The sequence below is a fragment of the Thioclava litoralis genome (assembly GCF_045278885.1).
Taxonomy (GTDB): Bacteria; Pseudomonadota; Alphaproteobacteria; order Rhodobacterales; family Rhodobacteraceae; genus Thioclava; species Thioclava litoralis.
Genome location: NZ_CP135443.1, coordinates 2,310,056 through 2,327,995, shown reverse-complemented (window position 1 = coordinate 2,327,995; position 17,940 = coordinate 2,310,056). Strand labels below are relative to the sequence as shown.

General features: G+C 58.2%; 18 protein-coding genes and 1 tRNA gene. 11 read left to right on the top strand and 8 right to left on the bottom strand.

Features of this window, described 5'->3' with window-relative positions:
• The first annotated feature begins 153 nt into the window (after positions 1-153).
• The gene (guaB, locus tag RPE78_RS11515; RefSeq protein WP_339107089.1) at positions 154-1,602 is read left to right on the top strand and encodes an IMP dehydrogenase; all 1,449 of its coding nucleotides are present in this window, start codon (positions 154-156) and stop codon (positions 1,600-1,602) included.
• A gap of 86 nt (positions 1,603-1,688) precedes the next feature.
• Here the strand turns inward: guaB and RPE78_RS11510 are convergent, their stop codons facing one another.
• Together RPE78_RS11510 and RPE78_RS11505 are read right to left on the bottom strand one after the other, a co-directional pair.
• Positions 1,689-1,955: a hypothetical protein gene (locus tag RPE78_RS11510; RefSeq protein ID WP_406720622.1), complete on the bottom strand. Its 267-nt coding sequence runs from the start codon at positions 1,953-1,955 to the stop codon at positions 1,689-1,691.
• Positions 1,956-2,035: 80 nt separating this feature from the next.
• The gene (locus RPE78_RS11505; protein ID WP_406720621.1) at positions 2,036-2,935 is read right to left on the bottom strand and encodes a GNAT family N-acetyltransferase; all 900 of its coding nucleotides are present in this window, start codon (positions 2,933-2,935) and stop codon (positions 2,036-2,038) included.
• 71 nt (positions 2,936-3,006) lie between these two features.
• Here RPE78_RS11505 and RPE78_RS11500 point away from each other — a divergent pair, with 71 nt between their 5' ends.
• The 5 genes from RPE78_RS11500 to RPE78_RS11480 all read left to right on the top strand — a co-directional run bounded on the left by RPE78_RS11500 (position 3,007) and on the right by RPE78_RS11480 (position 7,221).
• Positions 3,007-3,135: a hypothetical protein gene (locus RPE78_RS11500; RefSeq protein WP_339107087.1), complete on the top strand. Its 129-nt coding sequence runs from the start codon at positions 3,007-3,009 to the stop codon at positions 3,133-3,135.
• A 53-nt stretch (positions 3,136-3,188) separates the two neighbouring features.
• The gene (locus RPE78_RS11495) at positions 3,189-4,313 is read left to right on the top strand and encodes a hypothetical protein (protein ID WP_406720620.1); all 1,125 of its coding nucleotides are present in this window, start codon (positions 3,189-3,191) and stop codon (positions 4,311-4,313) included.
• Positions 4,314-4,437: 124 nt separating this feature from the next.
• Positions 4,438-5,310 (top strand): ATPase, encoded by an 873-nt coding sequence (locus RPE78_RS11490; protein WP_339107085.1) that lies wholly within the window; start codon positions 4,438-4,440, stop codon positions 5,308-5,310.
• Positions 5,311-5,366: 56 nt separating this feature from the next.
• Complete coding sequence (gene metA / locus RPE78_RS11485; protein WP_406720619.1) at positions 5,367-6,287, top strand: homoserine O-succinyltransferase; 921 nt, start codon at positions 5,367-5,369, stop codon at positions 6,285-6,287.
• Positions 6,262-7,221, top strand: coding sequence for an alpha/beta fold hydrolase (locus RPE78_RS11480; RefSeq protein ID WP_406720618.1), 960 nt, complete (start codon positions 6,262-6,264; stop codon positions 7,219-7,221). Before metA ends, RPE78_RS11480 begins: the two co-directional genes overlap by 26 nt.
• Here RPE78_RS11480 and RPE78_RS11475 read toward each other — a convergent pair.
• Positions 7,218-7,850, bottom strand: a complete 633-nt coding sequence (locus tag RPE78_RS11475) for a LysE family translocator (RefSeq protein WP_406720617.1) — start codon at positions 7,848-7,850, stop codon at positions 7,218-7,220. The two genes, RPE78_RS11480 and RPE78_RS11475, sit on opposite strands and share 4 nt — an antisense overlap.
• A 142-nt stretch (positions 7,851-7,992) precedes the next feature.
• On the opposite strand from RPE78_RS11475, the gene ppk2 reads away from it, so the two are divergent.
• A complete protein-coding gene (gene ppk2, locus RPE78_RS11470) occupies positions 7,993-8,889 on the top strand; it encodes a polyphosphate kinase 2 (protein ID WP_339107081.1) in 897 nt (298 codons plus the stop codon).
• Complete coding sequence (locus RPE78_RS11465) at positions 8,882-9,499, top strand: TetR/AcrR family transcriptional regulator (RefSeq protein WP_339107080.1); 618 nt, start codon at positions 8,882-8,884, stop codon at positions 9,497-9,499. The genes ppk2 and RPE78_RS11465 overlap by 8 nt, the downstream gene beginning before the upstream one ends.
• 90 nt (positions 9,500-9,589) lie before the next feature.
• Here RPE78_RS11465 and RPE78_RS11460 read toward each other — a convergent pair whose 3' ends face one another.
• Positions 9,590-10,150, bottom strand: coding sequence for an outer membrane beta-barrel protein (locus tag RPE78_RS11460; protein WP_339107079.1), 561 nt, complete (start codon positions 10,148-10,150; stop codon positions 9,590-9,592).
• A gap of 361 nt (positions 10,151-10,511) precedes the next feature.
• On the opposite strand from RPE78_RS11460, the gene RPE78_RS11455 reads away from it, so the two are divergent.
• Together RPE78_RS11455 and RPE78_RS11450 are read left to right on the top strand one after the other, a co-directional pair.
• A tRNA-Ser gene (locus tag RPE78_RS11455) sits at positions 10,512-10,601 on the top strand.
• Positions 10,602-10,642: 41 nt separating this feature from the next.
• The gene (locus RPE78_RS11450; RefSeq protein WP_406720616.1) at positions 10,643-11,677 is read left to right on the top strand and encodes a DUF6538 domain-containing protein; all 1,035 of its coding nucleotides are present in this window, start codon (positions 10,643-10,645) and stop codon (positions 11,675-11,677) included.
• A gap of 938 nt (positions 11,678-12,615) precedes the next feature.
• Here RPE78_RS11450 and RPE78_RS11445 read toward each other — a convergent pair.
• The 4 genes from RPE78_RS11445 to adhP all read right to left on the bottom strand — a co-directional run bounded on the left by RPE78_RS11445 (position 12,616) and on the right by adhP (position 16,711).
• On the bottom strand, positions 12,616-13,536 hold the full coding sequence (locus tag RPE78_RS11445) for a hypothetical protein (RefSeq protein ID WP_406720615.1): 921 nt from the start codon (positions 13,534-13,536) through the stop codon (positions 12,616-12,618).
• A complete protein-coding gene (locus RPE78_RS11440) occupies positions 13,530-14,636 on the bottom strand; it encodes a DNA cytosine methyltransferase (protein WP_406720614.1) in 1,107 nt (368 codons plus the stop codon). Before RPE78_RS11440 ends, RPE78_RS11445 begins: the two co-directional genes overlap by 7 nt.
• Positions 14,633-15,097 carry a hypothetical protein gene (locus RPE78_RS11435; RefSeq protein WP_406720613.1) on the bottom strand — a complete coding sequence of 155 codons (465 nt, stop codon included), beginning with the start codon at positions 15,095-15,097 and terminating at the stop codon, positions 14,633-14,635. The genes RPE78_RS11440 and RPE78_RS11435 overlap by 4 nt, the downstream gene beginning before the upstream one ends.
• A gap of 579 nt (positions 15,098-15,676) precedes the next feature.
• Complete coding sequence (gene adhP, locus RPE78_RS11430) at positions 15,677-16,711, bottom strand: alcohol dehydrogenase AdhP (RefSeq protein ID WP_339107078.1); 1,035 nt, start codon at positions 16,709-16,711, stop codon at positions 15,677-15,679.
• Between the two features lie 277 nt (positions 16,712-16,988).
• Between adhP and RPE78_RS11425 the strand changes: the two genes are divergently transcribed.
• Positions 16,989-17,837, top strand: a complete 849-nt coding sequence (locus RPE78_RS11425; protein WP_406720612.1) for a DUF1206 domain-containing protein — start codon at positions 16,989-16,991, stop codon at positions 17,835-17,837.
• The last annotated feature ends 103 nt before the right edge of the window (positions 17,838-17,940 follow it).

Below are 17,940 nucleotides of genomic sequence, written 5' to 3'. Positions count from 1 at the left end.
CAGACCCACAACCCCGTGCCAGAGGCTCTCAGGACAGTTTTCCCACCAGACGCACATCGACTATGCACGAATCAACATGCTCTTGGGGTTGCCTTTCCCGAAAAGTAGTGAAATGAGGAAGCGTCAAACGAACCCTGCCACGGAGACCCGGTCATGCAGATTCGCGAGGCGCTTACCTTCGACGATGTCCTATTAGTTCCAGCAGCATCCACGGTGCTGCCATCGACGGCCGATGTTTCGACCTTCGTCACGAAATCGATCCGTCTGAACATCCCCCTTCTTTCTTCGGCCATGGATACTGTGACCGAAAGCCGTATGGCGATTGCTATGGCGCAGGCTGGCGGGATGGGCGTGATCCACCGCAACCTCACCGTTGCCGAGCAAGCCGAGGAAGTCAGCCGTGTGAAGCGGTTCGAATCCGGCATCGTCTATAACCCGATCACCCTGCGCCCCGACCAGACATTGGCCGATGCACAGGATCTGGTGACGCGCTACAACGTCTCTGGCTTCCCCGTTGTGGATGCCGATAACCGTCTGGTCGGCATCGTGACCAACCGCGACATGCGGTTTGCCTCCGATGCGAAAACGCCGGTCTCGGCGATGATGACCAAAGACAATCTGGCCATTCTGCAAGAGCCTGCCGACCGCGACGAAGCACGCAAGCTGATGAAAGAGCGCCGGATCGAGAAACTGCTGGTGACCGATGCCAATGGCCATCTGACGGGTCTGCTGACCTTGAAAGACAGCGACAAGGCCGTACTGAATCCGCTCGCGTGCAAAGACGACAAGGGGCGGTTGCGCGTGGCGGCGGCCTCCACCGTAGGTGACGCGGGCTATGAACGCTCGACCGCGCTTGTCGATGCAGGCTGCGATCTGATCGTGATCGACACCGCCCACGGCCATAGCGCCGGCGTGGCCAAAGCGGTCGAGGCCATCAAGGCCTATCGCTCCGACGTTCAGGTCGTGGCGGGGAACGTTGCGACAGCAGCAGCCACCCAAGCCCTGATCGCGGCGGGCGCGGATGCCATCAAGGTCGGGATCGGCCCGGGCTCGATCTGCACCACCCGTATCGTGGCAGGCGTCGGTGTTCCGCAGCTTTCGGCGATCATGGACTGCGTCTCGGGCGCGGGTGACACCCCGATCATCGCCGATGGCGGGATCAAGATGTCGGGCGATTTCGCAAAGGCGATTGCGGCGGGCGCAAGCTGCGCAATGGTCGGCTCGGCCATTGCTGGCACCGATGAATCGCCGGGCGAAGTGATCCTTTACCAAGGTCGCTCCTATAAGTCCTATCGCGGGATGGGGTCTCTGGGGGCAATGGCCCGCGGCTCGGCAGACCGTTACTTCCAGAAAGATGCCGCGTCCGACAAGCTGGTCCCCGAAGGGATCGAAGGTCAGGTGCCCTATAAAGGTGCCGCCGGTGCCGTGATCCACCAGATGGTTGGCGGCCTGCGCGCAGCTATGGGCTATACCGGCTCGGCCACGATCGCCGACATGCGCGGCGGCTGCGAATTTGTCCGCATCACCGGCGCGGGCCTCAAAGAAAGCCATGTCCACGACGTGCAGATCACGCGGGAGTCGCCGAACTATCGGATCGGCTGACCCCATATTTTACTGGGCTTTATGGGGCTGGGGCGAGAAATCGCCCCGGCCTTTTTTCATGACCACAAGGCGAACCGGGCAGAGTATCAACCAGATGGCGGATACAGAAATGTTTGGAACCATTCCGAAAAAGGAATAAACGCCAGCGGCGGGTCTGGGAGAAAACAACGGCCCTGCAGAGGATGGCTGCTGGCCCGCTTCACATCACTGTCACGCTTGTTCGGCTCGCTCGCGCCCTTCGGCATCATGCGCAAGTCCCGAACGTCGATATCGGCATGCGCAGAACCAAGGGAGGAACGCGCACCGCCTTTCTTGCCCCTCCCACTTGTCTGGACGAGACGAGTGCGCCCCATGACCTCTCCGTCGCGCGGATCATCATGGCTCCAGCCCCTCTGTCCAAAGAAGAAACACCGCAAAGGCTGGCAGACATTCTCTAGATCGGCAGCACCCAGACTGTCGCACCAAGCGATTGCAGCTGTGCCCCCGTTCCCATCTTGAAGCGCATGAGCCCCGCCCCCTCTTCCGAGTTCACATCCCCCAGATCGATCCATCGGATTCCCTGAGCGCGCAGCGCGATCGAGACCTGCCAGAGCAGGAAATTATGCGCCCCCGCCTTGCGACCTTCCTCACCGGACCAGCCAAGATGATAGGTCGCAACCCGCCCGTGACACATCAGCACCATCCCGGCCAAACGCGCGCCGCTCTCGGACTGCACCCCGAGAGAGATCACCGACCCGGGCATCGCCATCTCCCACGCCGTGATAAAATCACGTGGCAGTGCCTTGTAACCACGCTGTTTTCTTTGGGCGTGCTCGGCCTCCAGAAGCCATGCCGGATCTTCCTCCAGCGTGATCCGCATCCCCTTGCGCTCGGCAGAGGCCAGGCGATTGCGCCATTTCGGGTCCAGCGAGCTGCGCAGATTGGCAATCTCGGGGCCCAGGGCCCAAACCGCTTCATGTCGTGCCGTTACAATCGGAATAAGGCCACGCCCTGACAGCGGCGTTTCGGGCGTTACAAGCAGAAGACCCGGCGCAAATCTGCGCGCCAGTTTACGCAAGACCCGCGCCTGATCCGCATCAGACACGCCCTTGGCAAAGACAGGCCCCCGCCCCAGCCACCAAAGACCACGCCGGCCGATCACCTGCGCCAGCGCGATCCGTTCCCCTGCATGTGACAGCACAAGCCGCGCCACACGCCGCCCGCCAGCCCGCGCAATTTCGCCATAGGCCCCGAATTGCTGGAACGCCGGAGGGTAAGCCGCATTGAAGGCCAGCAGGGCAGCATCCCATCCCGCAGCGTCCAAGCGCGATTCTGTAACCGTTATTTTGTTCATGGTCTCTGTTAAGCACAAATTCACCTAACGCGTGCTTAATGGCGATCGAATTCACGGCTAAAGGATAGTCCATGTCCGATCATTCATCTCTGCCCAGAATTGCCGCGCCGCGCTATACGCTCTGGGCCGCAGGATGCCTTGCATCCGGCCTGTCGATCCTCTGGCTTGGCCTGTTTGTCTGCGTCCGTCTGATCACCTGACAGCGACGGACTATCCGTAGCCTGCCCCCACTCATTGCGAAAACGGATCCTCTATGTGCGTTTCCTGCAAAGCCGTCATGGCCTGTGCCGTCACCCTCTGTCTCTGCGGTCCCGTCCATGCGGGCGGAATCGACCGTACCCCTTTCAGCACGGGGTTACTGTTTGAACCCGGTCGCATCGTCCAGTTCGAGCTGGGCGGCTTCCAGCCGGAGGTCTCGGGGAAATTGCGCTCCGGCACCGTCTTCCCGCCCGGACTGAAATCCGGCGATATGTCGACGGGCTTCGGCACTTGGACCTTGGGTGTCAAACTGCCGCTATCCGAGAAAACGGATCTTGTACTGAGTGTCGACCATCCCTTCGGGGCAAATGTTGCCTATCCTTCCTCGACAGATGGCTATCCGCTTGCCGGATCGGTCGCCAAACTGGAAAGTCAGGCGCTGACCGGCCTGTTGCGGTACAGGCTCACTCCCTCGATCTCGGCGCTGGCGGGGATACGTATCGAGCAGATGACGGGCGATGCCGCATTGCAGCTGCATATGGGACCGGCCGTGCTGACCTATGATCTGGCGGCCAGTCGGGAAGCCGATCCGGGCTATATCATCGGCGTGGCATGGGAGAAGCCAGAAATCGCGGCACGTGTGACACTCAGTTATCTTTCCTCGATTACCCATGACTTCAGCGGCAGGGAAACCACAATGGGCCTGCAGGCGCGCAGCCACTGGACCACCAAGACACCGCAATCCATTCTGCTGGAAGCCCAGACGGGGATCGCCCCCGACACGCTTCTCTTCGGCTCTATCCGCTGGACGGACTGGAGCAGTTTCTCCATCGGACCGGATCTCTACCGCCAGACGCCTTTCAGCGTAGAGGGCAGCGATCTTGTTGATCCGGTGGCCGATACGATGACCTACACGCTCGGTGTCGGGCATCGCTTCAACGCGATGTGGTCGGGAGCGGTGATTGCAACCTACGAGCCCTCCAGCGGCGATATCGTCGGCAATCTCGGTCCGACCGATGGCTACCGGAGCCTCGCGCTGGCCGCCACATGGACCGATGGCGCGCTTTCGGCCACGTTAGGGCTGCGTTATATCGAGATCGGTGGCGCAAAAACACGGATTGCCGAATTTGACGACAATTCCGGCTGGGGCGTCGGGCTGCGGCTCGGCTATCGGTTTTAAAAACCGGTCCGGTTCTTCCCCACGGATCACATCGCTCAGATCGCCGCCATGCGATGAAACCCCGTGACCTTGGCCGCCCGACCCGCTAAAGCTGCGGCTGAAGACAGAGGGTTGAGGCGCGCCGATGAGCTACGGAACACCGATTTACAAGACACGGGCAGACTGGCTGGCGGCCAAAAACAGACATGTCCTGCTTTTTGCAATGTCGGGTTTGGGCAAAACCTACCTTTCCTCCATGCTGCGCGCTGGGGGGAGATGGTTCCACTATTCCATCGATTACCGCATCGGCACCCGATACATGGGCGAATATATTGCCGATAACTTCAAAAGCGAGGCGATGAAGGTGCCCTTCCTGCGCGAGCTTTTGCTGCAAGATGCGGTCTATATCGCGTCCAACATCACCTTCGACAATCTCGCGCCGCTGTCCACCTATCTCGGCAAGCCCGGCTCCAGCCAGAAAGGCGGCCTGCCCTTCGAGGAATATATGCTGCGTCAGGACCAGCATCGTCGCGCCGAGACCGCAGCCCTTCTGGATACGACCCATTTCATCCGCCGCGCCCGCGCCATCTATGACATCCCGCATTTCATCTGTGACACCGGCGGGTCCATCTGCGAGGTCGTGGACCCCGAAGACCCGAAAGATCCGATCCTGTCGGAACTGGCCGCCCATAACCTGATGATCTGGATCGAGGGGTCGGATGCCCATACGGACGAGCTTGTCCGCCGCTTCGACCGTGCTCCCAAACCCATGTATTACCAGCCGCAATTCCTTGAACGGAAATGGGTGGAATATCGGGTGGCGCGGGGCCTCAAGGAGGAGGAGGTCGATCCCGATGATTTCGTGCGCTGGACCTACCGGCAGGCACTTGAACACCGTCAGCCGCGCTATGCGGCAATGGCACGGAACTGGGGTATCACGCTGAAGGCGGAGCAGCTTGTCACGGTGCGCGATGAACAGGACTTCATCCAGCTGGTGGCCTCTGCCCTTCCCAAATAAGCCTTTCCTCCCTATCTACTATCTTCCGCATAGACATTACCTTCAGGAACAGACCCATGCCCATCACCCTGCCCGAAACGCTCCCCGCCTTTGACATCCTGTCGAAGGAAGGCGTGATGGTGATGAGCCCCGGTCGCGCGGCGACACAGGATATCCGGCCTTTGCGGATCGGGCTGCTGAATCTGATGCCCAAGAAAATCCAGACCGAAAACCAGTTTGCCCGTCTGATCGGGGCAACCCCCCTGCAGATCGACTTCCAGCTGATCCGCATGACCGAACATCAGACCAAGAACACCGCCGCCGAACATATGGAGGCCTTCTACCGCCCCTTTGCCGAGGTCGAGGCCGCGGGCGAGCGTTTCGACGGGCTGCTGATCACCGGCGCCCCGATCGAGCATCTGCCCTTCGAGGAGGTCACCTATTGGGACGAGCTCCGCCGCGTCTTCGACTGGACGCGGACCCATGTGTTTTCCACCTTTGGCGTGTGCTGGGGCGGGATGGCAATGGCCTATCACACCCACGGCATCCCCAAGCACCTGCTTCCCGAAAAACAGTTCGGCCTTTACCGGCACGAGAACTGCGACCCGACCTCGCATTATCTGCGCGGGTTTTCGGATGACTGCCTCGTGCCCGTCTCCCGCTGGACAGAGATGCGCCGTGCCGAGATGGAAGCGGCAGGGTTGAAGATGCTGCTTGACAGTGCCGAAACGGGCCCCTGCCTCGTCGAGGACAAAGCCGCGCGGGCGCTCTATGTCTTCAACCATTTCGAATATGACAGCGCGACGTTGAAAGACGAATATGATCGTGATGTGGCAGCGGGGAAACCCGTCACCCTTCCGGTGAATTACTATCCTGAGAATGACCCAACCCGGATGCCGAAGAACCGGTGGCGCAGCCATGCGCATCTTCTTTACGGCAACTGGATCAATCAGATCTATCAGGATACGCCCTATGACCTTCGCGATATCGGCGCTTGACTATACGGTTCTGGCTGCGGCCATCGCATCGGGGGGCACGCTCTGGCAGGCTGCGCGGCGCGAAGCCCGCGCCGAAGCGCGATACCCCCCTACCGGCGAGATCGTGACGCTTGCGGCGGGCGAATTTGCCGGAGCCCGCGTCCATATCGACATGCGCGGCCCCGAAGCGGCCCCGCAGATCGTGTTGATCCACGGGGCCTCGGGAAGCCTGCGTGACATGACCTTCCAGCTCGCCCCCGCTCTGGAGCGCGATTACCGCCTCTTTATCGTTGACCGCCCCGGCTTTGGCTGGTCGGACCCGCTCAAACACGACAGCATCTTCCGTCAGGCGCGTCTGCTACAGGCGGCCACCTCCCAGCTTGGGGCGCGACAGCCCTTGATCGTCGGGCACTCCTATGGTGGGGCCGTGGCGCTGGCATGGGCGAGCGAGGCTCCTGACAGCCTGTCGGGACTGGTGCTTCTGGCGGCCGCATCGCAGGAATGGCATACGCCTCTGCCGTGGCTCTACCGCCTGACCGCCCCTGCGCTGGGGCAGGCCCTGGCCGTGCCGGTGATTTCTGCTTGGGCACCCGACGGGGCTGTCAGCTCTGCCGTCGAAGAGGTGTTCGCGCCCGAGGCCATGCCCGAGGGCTATATCGCGCATTTCGGGCCACAGATGACCCTGCGCCGCAAGACCATGCGCGCCAATGCCCGCCAGCGTGCCAATCTGGAGACGGAAATCCGGCAGATGGTGCCGCGTTACCATCAGATCCACGTGCCGGTCGAATTGCTGCATGGCGATCGGGATACAATCGTCGATCTTGGCATCCATTCGCGCCCGACACAGGCCCTGCTGCCACAGGCGCGGCTAACGGTGCTACAGGGAGCGGGCCATATGATCAATCATACGCGGCTGGACGCGGTTCTAGCCGCCATCCGGCGGATTGCGCCCTAACGCTGGGACACCACCAGACGCACCCCCAAAACGATCAGGATCGACCCGAACATCCGGTCGAAGATCTTTCCGAGGCGGGGTGCGCGGCGCAAACCTGCACAAAGCCTGTCTGCGACAAAAACAAGCGGCAGCTCGAAAAGCGCCGCCACCACAATGATCAACCCGCCATGCAGCGCCAGTTGCGCCCAGACGGGCCCTGCCCCGTCCACCACGAATTGCGGCAGAAACGCGAGGAAAAACAGGGCCACCTTGGGATTGAGGACAGACACCATAAGCCCCTGCCGGAGCGTTCTGCCAAACGAGGCTGGCCGGACGGGGGCAATCTGCAACACGCCCGCTTTCGTGCGAAACGCCATGAGTCCCAGATAGAACAGATAGGCCGCGCCGATCCATTTCACGACGGAAAAGGCCACAGCCGACCCTGCCAGAAGCGCCGAAAGCCCGGTCGCTGCGGCACAGATATGCACAAGCGCCCCGCACCAGACCCCCGCCAGCGCCGCAAGCCCTGCCCGCTTTCCACGGCTGAGCGTCTGGCCGAGGATAAAGGCCATATCCGGACCGGGCGAGACATTCAGCACAACCGCCGCCGACAGGAATGTCAGCCAATGCAGCAAAGAATATTCAAACATCAACGGCTTCCTTGAAAAATTTCCGTAATCTTCGGGCATCGCACGGCATTCTACAAGCAGGATATCGCGCGGCATATGGCAGGGGCGACCCTTGCCCTGACGGTCGCAGTTTTGCATAGTAGAACGATCCAAAGGAGGGCCCATGAGCGAGACACCTCAACCCAGCACGCAGGCCGTACCCTTCATCGGGCAGATCACTGATTTTCTCGAACATACCGCGCCCGAAGACATCCGCGAGGCCATTCGCACCAAAGGCCCCAAAGAGATGCTCAGCCCCTCTTATCCCTATCCGACAGCGATGAAGGGGAAGGACTATGACAAGCGGATGGAAGAGCTCCAGATCGAGCTTGTCAAAATGCATTACGGCCTGAAGGCGTCGGGCAAGCGGATGATGGTGCTGTTTGAGGGCCGCGATGCCGCAGGCAAGGGCAGCACGATCAAGCGGGTGCAGGAAAACCTCAATCCGCGTTCGGCCTATGTGGTTGCCTTGCCCAAGCCCAATGACCGCGAAGCCTCGCAATGGTATTTCCAGCGCTATGTCGAACGGATCCCCGCCGCCGGAGAGATCGCGCTGTTTGACCGGAGCTGGTATAATCGCGGCGTGGTCGAGAAAGTATTCGACTTCTGCACCCAGCGACAGCGCGAGCATTTCTTCTACCAGCTGCCGGAATTCGAGAAAATGCTGGTGGATGACAGTATCATTCTAGTGAAGCTCTGGCTCAATGTCGACCGCGCCGAGCAGCTGCGGCGCTTTCTTGACCGCGAAAGGGACCCGCTCAAACAATGGAAGCTGAGCTGGATCGATGTCGAGGGGCTGCGTAAATGGGACGCCTATAGTCAGGCGATCGTCGAAACACTGACACGCTCGGACAATCTGCATGCCCCTTGGACGGTCATCCGTTCGGATGACAAGAAACGCGCGCGGATCGCGGCCATCCAGACAATTCTCAATGCGATCAGCTATCCGGGCAAGGATCGGGATGTGATCGGCGAAATCGATGGCAGCATCTGTGGCGGGCTCGACATCCTGAATGTCTAAGCAAGGCTATCATCACGGGGATCTGCGCCGTGCGCTGGTCGAGGCGGCGCTGCATCTGATCGAAGAGAAAGGCCCCACGGGGTTTACCCTGTCGGAGGCGGCCAAAACCGCAGGTGTCACCCCCGCTGCCGTCTACCGCCATTTCGCCGGACGCGAAGACCTGATCGCCGAATGCGCACGTCAGGGCTTTGTGATTTTCGGTGACGTGCTGGAACATGCGTGGGATGGCGGCCAGCCTTCGGCCCTCTCGGCCTTCAGTGCGGTGGGACGGGCCTATCTGGCCTTCGCCAAACGCTATCCGGGCCATTATATGGCAATGTTCGAAAGCGGCCTTTCGCCCCAGAATTCGCCCGCCTTGGGACAGGTTGCGCTTAAGGCGCGCAATGTCATGGATCAGGCCACCGAGGCCCTGCTGGCCCATATCCCGCCCGACCGCCGCCCGCCTCTTGCGATGGTCTCCGCCCATATCGCCGCATTATCGCATGGCGTGATCGAACTTCATGCCCGCCCGCCCGCTGGCACGCGCAGCCCCTATAGTCCGGAAGACCTGCTGGAAAGCGGTGTCGGGATCTATCTGCGCGGCTTGGGTATTTTGCCGCCAGATCAGTAAAGCGTCACGCATTCGCCCGTATAGCTACGGGTCGTAGAACAGCAAAAAAGCGCGCCCGAGGGCGCGCTTTTCCGTAGAGGTTCCGACAAATCAGAATTTGTAGGAAGCTTTCAGAGCAACCGTGGTGTTGTTGAAGTCACGGTCGGTGCTGTCGAAATCATTGGTATCCGCATAGGAGACTTCGCCGCCCAGAACCCAGTTGTCGTTATACATGTAATCGACGCCTGCGCTGACGGACGGTGCCCAATCGGAGTTGTCTTTACCGTCGATATACGCGCCACCGAGCGAGCCGTAATACAGCCATTGGCCGTTTTTCACACCGGCGAGGGCTTTGATATGGCCCATGCCATCATAGTAGTCGGAATCGATTGCCGAGTAATCGACTTCACCACCAACGACGTATTTGCCGAGGTCGTATTTATAACCGGCTTGAACACCAAGCGAGCCACCACGGTCATCGCCGTAATCGCCTTCCATGTTGTTATAGCCGAGATTGGCACCAGCGTAGAAGCCGGTCCAGTTTGCAGCGGGGGTCACGACCGGAGCGGGAGCGATCGGGGCCGGAGCCACAACGGGTTGCGAATAGCCGCCAGCCATAGCAGCACTTGCGCCGGCGATCAGAGCGGTAGAAACCAGAACCAGAGTTTTCATCTTAACTCTCCTTTTTTCGTTATCTTGAGGGCTGTCCCTCTCAAGCTCGTATTGCTCACATATACCTCTTATCGGAAATTGGGAGAGGCCAGATGATCACAAGAAACGGCGCAGCATGTGAGGCCCGCAAGTTCCCGCCGATGCCCCAAGGTAACACAAAAACCGGTGCTTTTTTCGTAGATTAGCGACCGCTTCGCTTGACTTTCCCCTGCGCGCGGGCGCGCTGCGACATTCACAAGGCGCAATTTCGGGGCCATTTCGGGGCGTAGCGAAAAAAATCATGCAAAGCCGAAAAAAGCTGTTGCGCTCCCCTCGGGACTTGGGTACATCGCCGCTACCCGATCGAAAGATGATCCAGTGCGGAGAGGTGCCGGAGCGGTCGAACGGGGCGGTCTCGAAAACCGTTGTGGGTGAAAGCCTACCCAGGGTTCGAATCCCTGTCTCTCCGCCATTATTTTTTCCACGAAAGATGCCTAAGCCACTGTTAATACAGTGGATTTTGACGTTTTTGGAATTGAGTGCGCTATCATTCCGCTTGATTTGCTGCACAATCTGCCGCACATCAGCGGGGAGTGCGACAGCATGGCAAAGGGTCTTGGAGTGACCAAGCGCGGCGATACGTTCCATCTTCGCAAACGTGTTCCCGTCCGCTATCGCGACATTGAGGGACGCGACACCGTCTGGATCAGCCTGCACACCGACTCCGAGTCCGTCGCCAAGAGCAAGGCAGATCGGGCATGGAGTCAGATGATCGAGGCTTGGGAAGCCAAGCTGGCAGGTGATACCGAAGATGCAGAAGCCAGGTTCGCTGCCGCTCAGGAATTGGCGCGCGTCCGGGGCTTCCGGTATCTGGACGTGGGTAAGGTTGCTAAACTGCCCGTTGAAGCCCTGATAGAGCGTGTAGAAGCCGTCACAGCGCCCGCAGGACAGCCAGACAAGGTAGAAGTTGCCGCGCTCATGGGAACCGTCCCCGAACCTCAGTTGACTGTTAGCAAGGCACTGGAAACCTACTGGACCCTTGCCCGCGAAAAGACGTTCGGCAAGAGCGAAGATCAGCTTCGCCGCTGGAAGAACCCGCGCATTAAGGCGGTCACTAATTTCATCGCAGTCGTGGGCGACAAGGGAATCGACAACATTACGCGCGATGACATGTTGGACTTTCGCCAGTATTGGCTGGACCGGATCGAAGGTGGCGAAGTCACGGCCAATTCGGCGAACAAGGATTTGATCCATCTTGGCGACGTGTTGAAGACCGTAAACAAGATGAAGCGACTTGGGCTGGACCTGCCCATTTCTGACCTGTCCTTCAAGGAAGGCGAAAAGCGAACCCGCCCGCCGTTTTCGACAGACTGGATACGCGCCAAGTTGCTTGCACCGGGTGCGCTGGACGACTTGAACGCCGATGCGCGCGGGGTTTTTCTTGGGATAGTGAACACTGGCTATCGCCCCTCTGAGGGATGCGCGTTGGTGAAAAAGATGAAATCGGGTCGCATGATACTTTCCTGCCCTTTTTTTTGGGGTAAGTGATACCTAGTGACTCTGGGCTGGCGGATGCTGGGTTGCGATACCAAGCTACGAAGCCGTCGCGCTGGGCTTCCTTGGCCAGCACTTCAAGTTCCCACGAATTGAACAGAGCCGGGAATTTGCCGTTCTCGTCGCTTAGCAGGTGCTTTTCGTAGAGCGGCAAGGTGGCCTCTGAACCGTTCTCCTTGCGCTCCACAGTCGGCTGCAGGCTATTGCGCGGCATGGCCAGCGACACATCCAACGGATTGGCGCTCAATTCGCGCAGTTCACGATAGACGTCCTGCCGCTCATCGCTCAGGGCCTTGATTGCCGCCTCGTGCGTGGTTAGCCAATCGTTTGCCAGAGCCTCAGCAGCCTTTTCCAAATCATCCTTGATTGCGGGGACCAGGCCGATTGCGGCAACGTCCGTGTGGGCTTCGATCAGGGCTTCTTCTTCGTCCTCACCGTCGTCGTTCTTAGCGGCCAGGTATTCGCTGTAAGTCTTGGCCACATCGGGCGAGATCATGCGGGCGGCGCGTTTGTAGGCGTCTTCGATCACGGCCAGATCGGCGTCTTCAACGAAGTCATCAAAGGTCATGTCGGTGCTGCCCACCGCCGCGCGGCCCGTCTTGCCTTCGACCGTCAGAACCGCTTTTCGCGCCTTCTCGATAGCCTCGGCATAGTCGGCTTGCGCCTTGTCCAGCAGCCCGTGCAGACGCGCGTGAGCGGCCTTCCCAGCATCGGGCAGGATCGCATCTGCAGCCAATTCATGCGCAAGCCCGGTCAGGCGTTTGATGGGCCTTGCCTGCTTATTCGGCAGCGTCTTGGACGGCAGCTACACCAGTTTATCCCAGACCTCTTGAGGCACTGCCGAGTTTGGGGACGTTTCCTTTAGGTTACGCAAAGTACCCGTCAGTAGCCACCGCCACTCCACCAATGCCATGCTTAAGTAAACAAGATTCCTACCACGTTATATCTAATGACCTCATGTGAATTTCGAGGGTTTCAACTTGGCTGTGCAGCTGCCTCAATTCGTCAAGATCCGAAGCAGTCACACTAAACTGCGCACCATCAGTATATACTACGTCGTACACGTACTCATGTTTTTCACCGCCAAGCGCCGCCCAATCGGTCTCAGTGTCTAAGAATTTGCGGACTTCCTCAGTCGTCTGGAAAACAACAGGACCCGTTCGGGTAAGCACATAGAGCCTAATTTCTTGTGGCATAGCGGCAAGAGAGCTAGCCACCTTAACTTGAAATGCCTTAAACGACTTATCGCCAACAATTTGCTTTAACGCAGAAAATGCATCTTTCTTTGCTTGATCTGTCAAAGATTCTTCAAGATCATTGACAAGCTTCAATTTATCAGGCTCCGGTAAACTGTCCGGATAATCAATCGTCAGCCCCAGCTTTGCGAATGCTGCTACGATATTTGTTTTGCTGATATAAAACAGTTCAACTTCTCTGGAGCGAACATACTCTCGCGCTGGTTCGGTGAACTCTCCACATGCGGCGATAGCAAGAAATCGAGCCGTGGGATAGGTAGAACGCATAGGCAATAGCTTATTTGTATCGTCTCGCGCCTTATCTTTGGAATGGCGCGCTCCGCGTCGCCAAAAGCTCTCAAAAAATGCAACTGGCACACCCTTGGCGCCAATAGTGCCATCGAGTTCCAAAACGTAATCGTAGTCTACTTGATTTCCGTCGCTGTCGGGCCAAAGTATTTTACCGCCTCGACACGTGCGCTCAACAAATCGATTGTCCAAAAAGAGACCAAGTTGCGAAGCAACGTCGCTCAAAAGGGGCAGCACTACGTGCGCTTCCCACCAGTCGCCGACAATCTGACCAAGCTTATGCCCAGCAGAAGCAACCATATTCACCATCCCATTTTATTCTTTAAATGAAGTCCAATTGCTCTAGCGAGCAATGGAGGTACGGCATTTCCGACTTGATCATCTTGGGTCACCCACTTAGCTTTTCTCGTGAGATTTCCAAAAAATCTGTAGTCATCATCGAAGCTTTGCAAGCGCGCAGCCTCCCGAACTGTGGTGCCGCGCGGTATCTTGGGATGAAGTAAATCCGTCCGATGATTGCACGTTACAGTCCGGGCGGGCATCTCGCTGTGGATCTTGTAAACGTTTACCTTCTTCGTGCGGAGGTGCTCTGGCACTTGTGAATTATCCCCTCCCTCGGGAATAGCAGCGTATCGCTCGATAATCTTCTCAGAATGCGACGTGGCTCTGTGATTGAATATCTTGCCCGGCACGCGATTGCCTCTACGCGCACTTTGGTATTGGTTAAAATAATCGCCAGAATGGGACAGTTCCTCATCACCCTGACCCTGTTCTATTATTGGCAAGTCTGATAGAGCCTCCCAAGAAGTAACGTAGGGCTGCAAGCTATCACCAAAAAGGCGTGCTTGACCCGTTACTGCCCCGTGAGTCGGCGAAGGAAATCCGATTTTCTCATTCGATCGTGAACCAATCAATATGAAGCGAGGGCGCTTTTGTGGCACCCCATAATCGGCTGAGTTAAGAACTCGATATTCGCAATTATATCCAATATCCTCAAAAGCTGCTACTATTGCCTTGACGACCTCACCCTTTTGCATCGTTTGAATGCCGGAAACATTCTCAAACACAAACGCATGTGGATGGAGTCCCTCAACGATGCGGACAAACTCGAGAAACATACGGTTTCTAGGGTCGTCTATCATCCTCCGTCCAGCGAGACTAAAGCCCTGACAAGGAGGCCCACCCACCACTAGGTTAAGCTCCCCTTTACGCAAACCTGTTTTTTCAAGCACTTCTTGAACTGAGAGGCGCGCGATATCTCGGCACACTATCGGAACTTCAGGATGGTTGTAGGAAAAAGTCTTACAAGCCATTTCATCAAAGTCATTAGCTAAGATAGCATTGTATCCAGCTTGCCTGAGACCTTCAGTAAAGCCTCCAGCGCCACAAAATAGATCAACGCTTTTCATACCGCCTCGCCCGCTAGGACATTTGCTACTGATGCCGGTATTCTTGAAAACCCGCCCATCAGAAAAGCGCCCCATTTCTTGTTCTCTTCTTTAATCACGCCTTGCTGGATCAGAATTGGCTTCAAAAGGGTCGGTTCAATTAACTCGATTTCGCCCAGCCGTAACAAGCTATCAACAACTCCAGTCGCGTAGAGGCGTTGTGGAATTCTGCGCATTGGAGCCATAATGGAATGCAGCTTTGCCCTAGCTATTACACAACCACCGAGCGGCCCCTGACCGCCGGCATAAAAATACAGCACGTCACCCTGACTGAGTGCATACTTATTTTTTGTTCGTTCATACACCGGCCAGAGTTTTTCATTCAGCCTTGAGCGAATGATCTCGTGAGAAAACAGTTTACCACCATCGTCGTCGAAGCCATCCTGCGTATTCGCCAAGAAATTACTGTATTCATTCTGCATTACCTAGGTGGTTCCTTCGCACTTTTTGATTGGCTCTCCAGCGCAACACATCATTGAGCGTAGATTTTACCGCGCTTTATCCCTCTACTTCATAGCTCCGCAAGACACCGGATGTCGGACAGCCTTCTCAAGCGGATAGCAGATGCGGCAACGGCACGAAAGCCTCAGCTCGTATTCGCTATGACAATAACTTGGCGCGATTCCGCTACCTACTCTCGCACCCACCCTCTCATCGCTGTAGCCCCGCCGCTAGACGCTGCTCGACGCACTACAACAAGACTTGATGGAAATTCCTGCGGCAAACTGCTGCCCCGCGCGACGATTCTGGCTTGCGCCGCGCCCTGCGTACTTTGGCCTTGTTCGTCGCCGCAACGCCGCGTCCATAAGCTCCGCCCGTGTTCAGCAAGAAGTTTATATAAAGCGAGTTCTTCGTAATAGCGCATGATTGTGTTGCGCGTGACGCCATGCGACGATAGCGACCGCTGGCAAAGCCCTGCACAGCCAAGGACACGACCGCCAAAAGGAAACGCGCCAGCGGGGTATCGCTGGCGCGCTAGTTCGCTTTCCGGAGCGGCTAGATTAGCTTGCGAGATCCAGCACCATGCGGCCTTCGATCTGCCCCTTGCGCATACGGTCGAACACATCGTTGATCTGCTCGAGCGGCGCTTTGGAGATGGTCGCCTTGACACGGCCTGCAGCAGCAAAATCAAGCGACTCCTGCAGATCCAGACGGCTGCCTACGATCGAGCCGCGCACCGTCACACCGTTCAGCACCATACCGAAGATGTTGAGCGGGAAATCCCCCGGAGGCAGGCCGTTCAGCGACACGGTGCCACCGCGGCCAACCATGCCAACAGCCTGCTCGAAGGCTTTCTCGCTGACCGCAGTCACCAGAACGCCATTGACGCCGCCATCGGTTTCTTTCTTCACGTAGGCTGCCGGATCCTGAATATCGCGGGCGTTCACGGTCAGTTTCGCACCAAGACGGCGCGCCAGATCGAGCTTGGCATCATCGATATCAACGGCCACGACATTCAGCCCCATCGCCACAGCGTACTGAACCGCCATGTGACCCAGACCACCGATACCGGAGATGGCAACAGTATCGCCCGGCTTGGTTTCGGTCATTTTCAGACCTTTGTAGACGGTCACACCGGCACACAGGACGGGCGCGATTTCGGCGAAGTCGCTGCCTGCGGGAAGGTGGCCGATATAGTTGGGATCCGCGATCACATAATCCGCGAAGCCACCATTGACCGAATAGCCGGTATTCTGCTGGCTCTCGCACAGGGTTTCCCAGCCACCAAGGCAGTGACGGCAGCAGCCGCATGCGGTGTAAAGCCACGGAACGCCCACACGGTCGCCTTCCTTGACATGCTTCACGCCCTTGCCGACCGCCGACACATAGCCCACACCTTCATGGCCCGGAATGAACGGCGGTTCGGGTTTGACCGGCCAGTCGCCCTCGGCTGCGTGCAGGTCGGTGTGACACACACCCGATGCCTGGATCGCAACCTGAATCATGCCATCCGAAACCTCCGGCACCGGCACTTCATCAATGGTCAGCGGTGCGCCGAATTTACGAACGACAGCGGCTTTCATTGTTTTAGCCAAAATATTTCCTCCGATAGTCCCGGTTCCTCCGACCGGGTAAGGAAAGATGTGTCGTAAGTAGGCATAATGTCAGCCCCGTTCGGTGCTTTTACTGCGGCACGCTGTTTCGATATTGAGACAGCTTCACACAGAATATTAACAGCTTTGATGCGTGCCATTTTTCCTGCACCGCCCGCATTCCGCGCGCCCTGTCCCGTCCCGACAGGCAACCGGGAACCTCTTCCGGCACGGACGCATTGTAGAACCGTGATGATCCATAGGTAAAAAAGGCGGCGAAATGGCTGGAAGCACTCACAATCCTGACGACTTCGCATGGGCCGTCCCCGTGATGCGCGCAGGCTATGCAGGGCGCGGGCTTGTGTATCTGGCCGTCGGGGTGACGTCGATCTGGTCGCTTTTGCAAGGGGGCGAGGCCGAAGGCACGCAGGAGGCGTTGCGCCATCTGAAAGGCGCAGGCGGCAGTGTTGTTCTGATCCTGATTGCACTCGGGATGCTGGCCTATGCCGTATGGCGGGTCACCGATGCGATCTGGGATCTGGAAGCCTATGGCGCTGAGATCAAAGGTCTGGCGGCGCGGTGTGGACTGGCAATCAGCGGCGTGATCCATCTCGGGCTGGGCGGTGTTGCCGTGACCGCCCTGATGGCACGGCTGCAAAGCGACGGCTCTGCACAGCTGGTAACGCAGGTGATGCAGCTGCCTTTTGGCCGTCTTGCCGTCGGAGCGGTCGGCTTTGCTGTCATCGGCGCGGGGGGCTATTACGTCACAAAAGGCGCAAAAGCCAGCTACCGCCAGCGTCTGCGGGCGAATGCGGTAACCGAGAAAGCCAATGTGATCCTGCAACTCGGCCTGCTGGCACAGGCGGCCATTCTTAGCGTCGCGGGCGGGTTGATTATCTATGCGGCCTATGCCTATGCGCCGGAGGCCGCAGGCGGGATGGATCGGGCCTTCGAATGGATGAGGGCTCACCCCTATGGCCGCATGATCTGCGGCGCGGTCAGTGCAGGACTTTTGGGCTTTGCCCTCTTCTGTTTCGTAAACGCGCTCTACCGCATCGTGCCCCGCGCGACAGAAACGGATGTCGAGACGCTGGCCCGCAAGCTGAAGGCAAAGGCAGCCGGGGACTGACCCTGCGGCCTTTGCCTTATCGTGACTGCCCAGCATGGGGCAACGCGCGCCCTAGCCCCCAACCATGCCTGACCGGTTTGCTGTCAGGCCCCATCATAAGCTT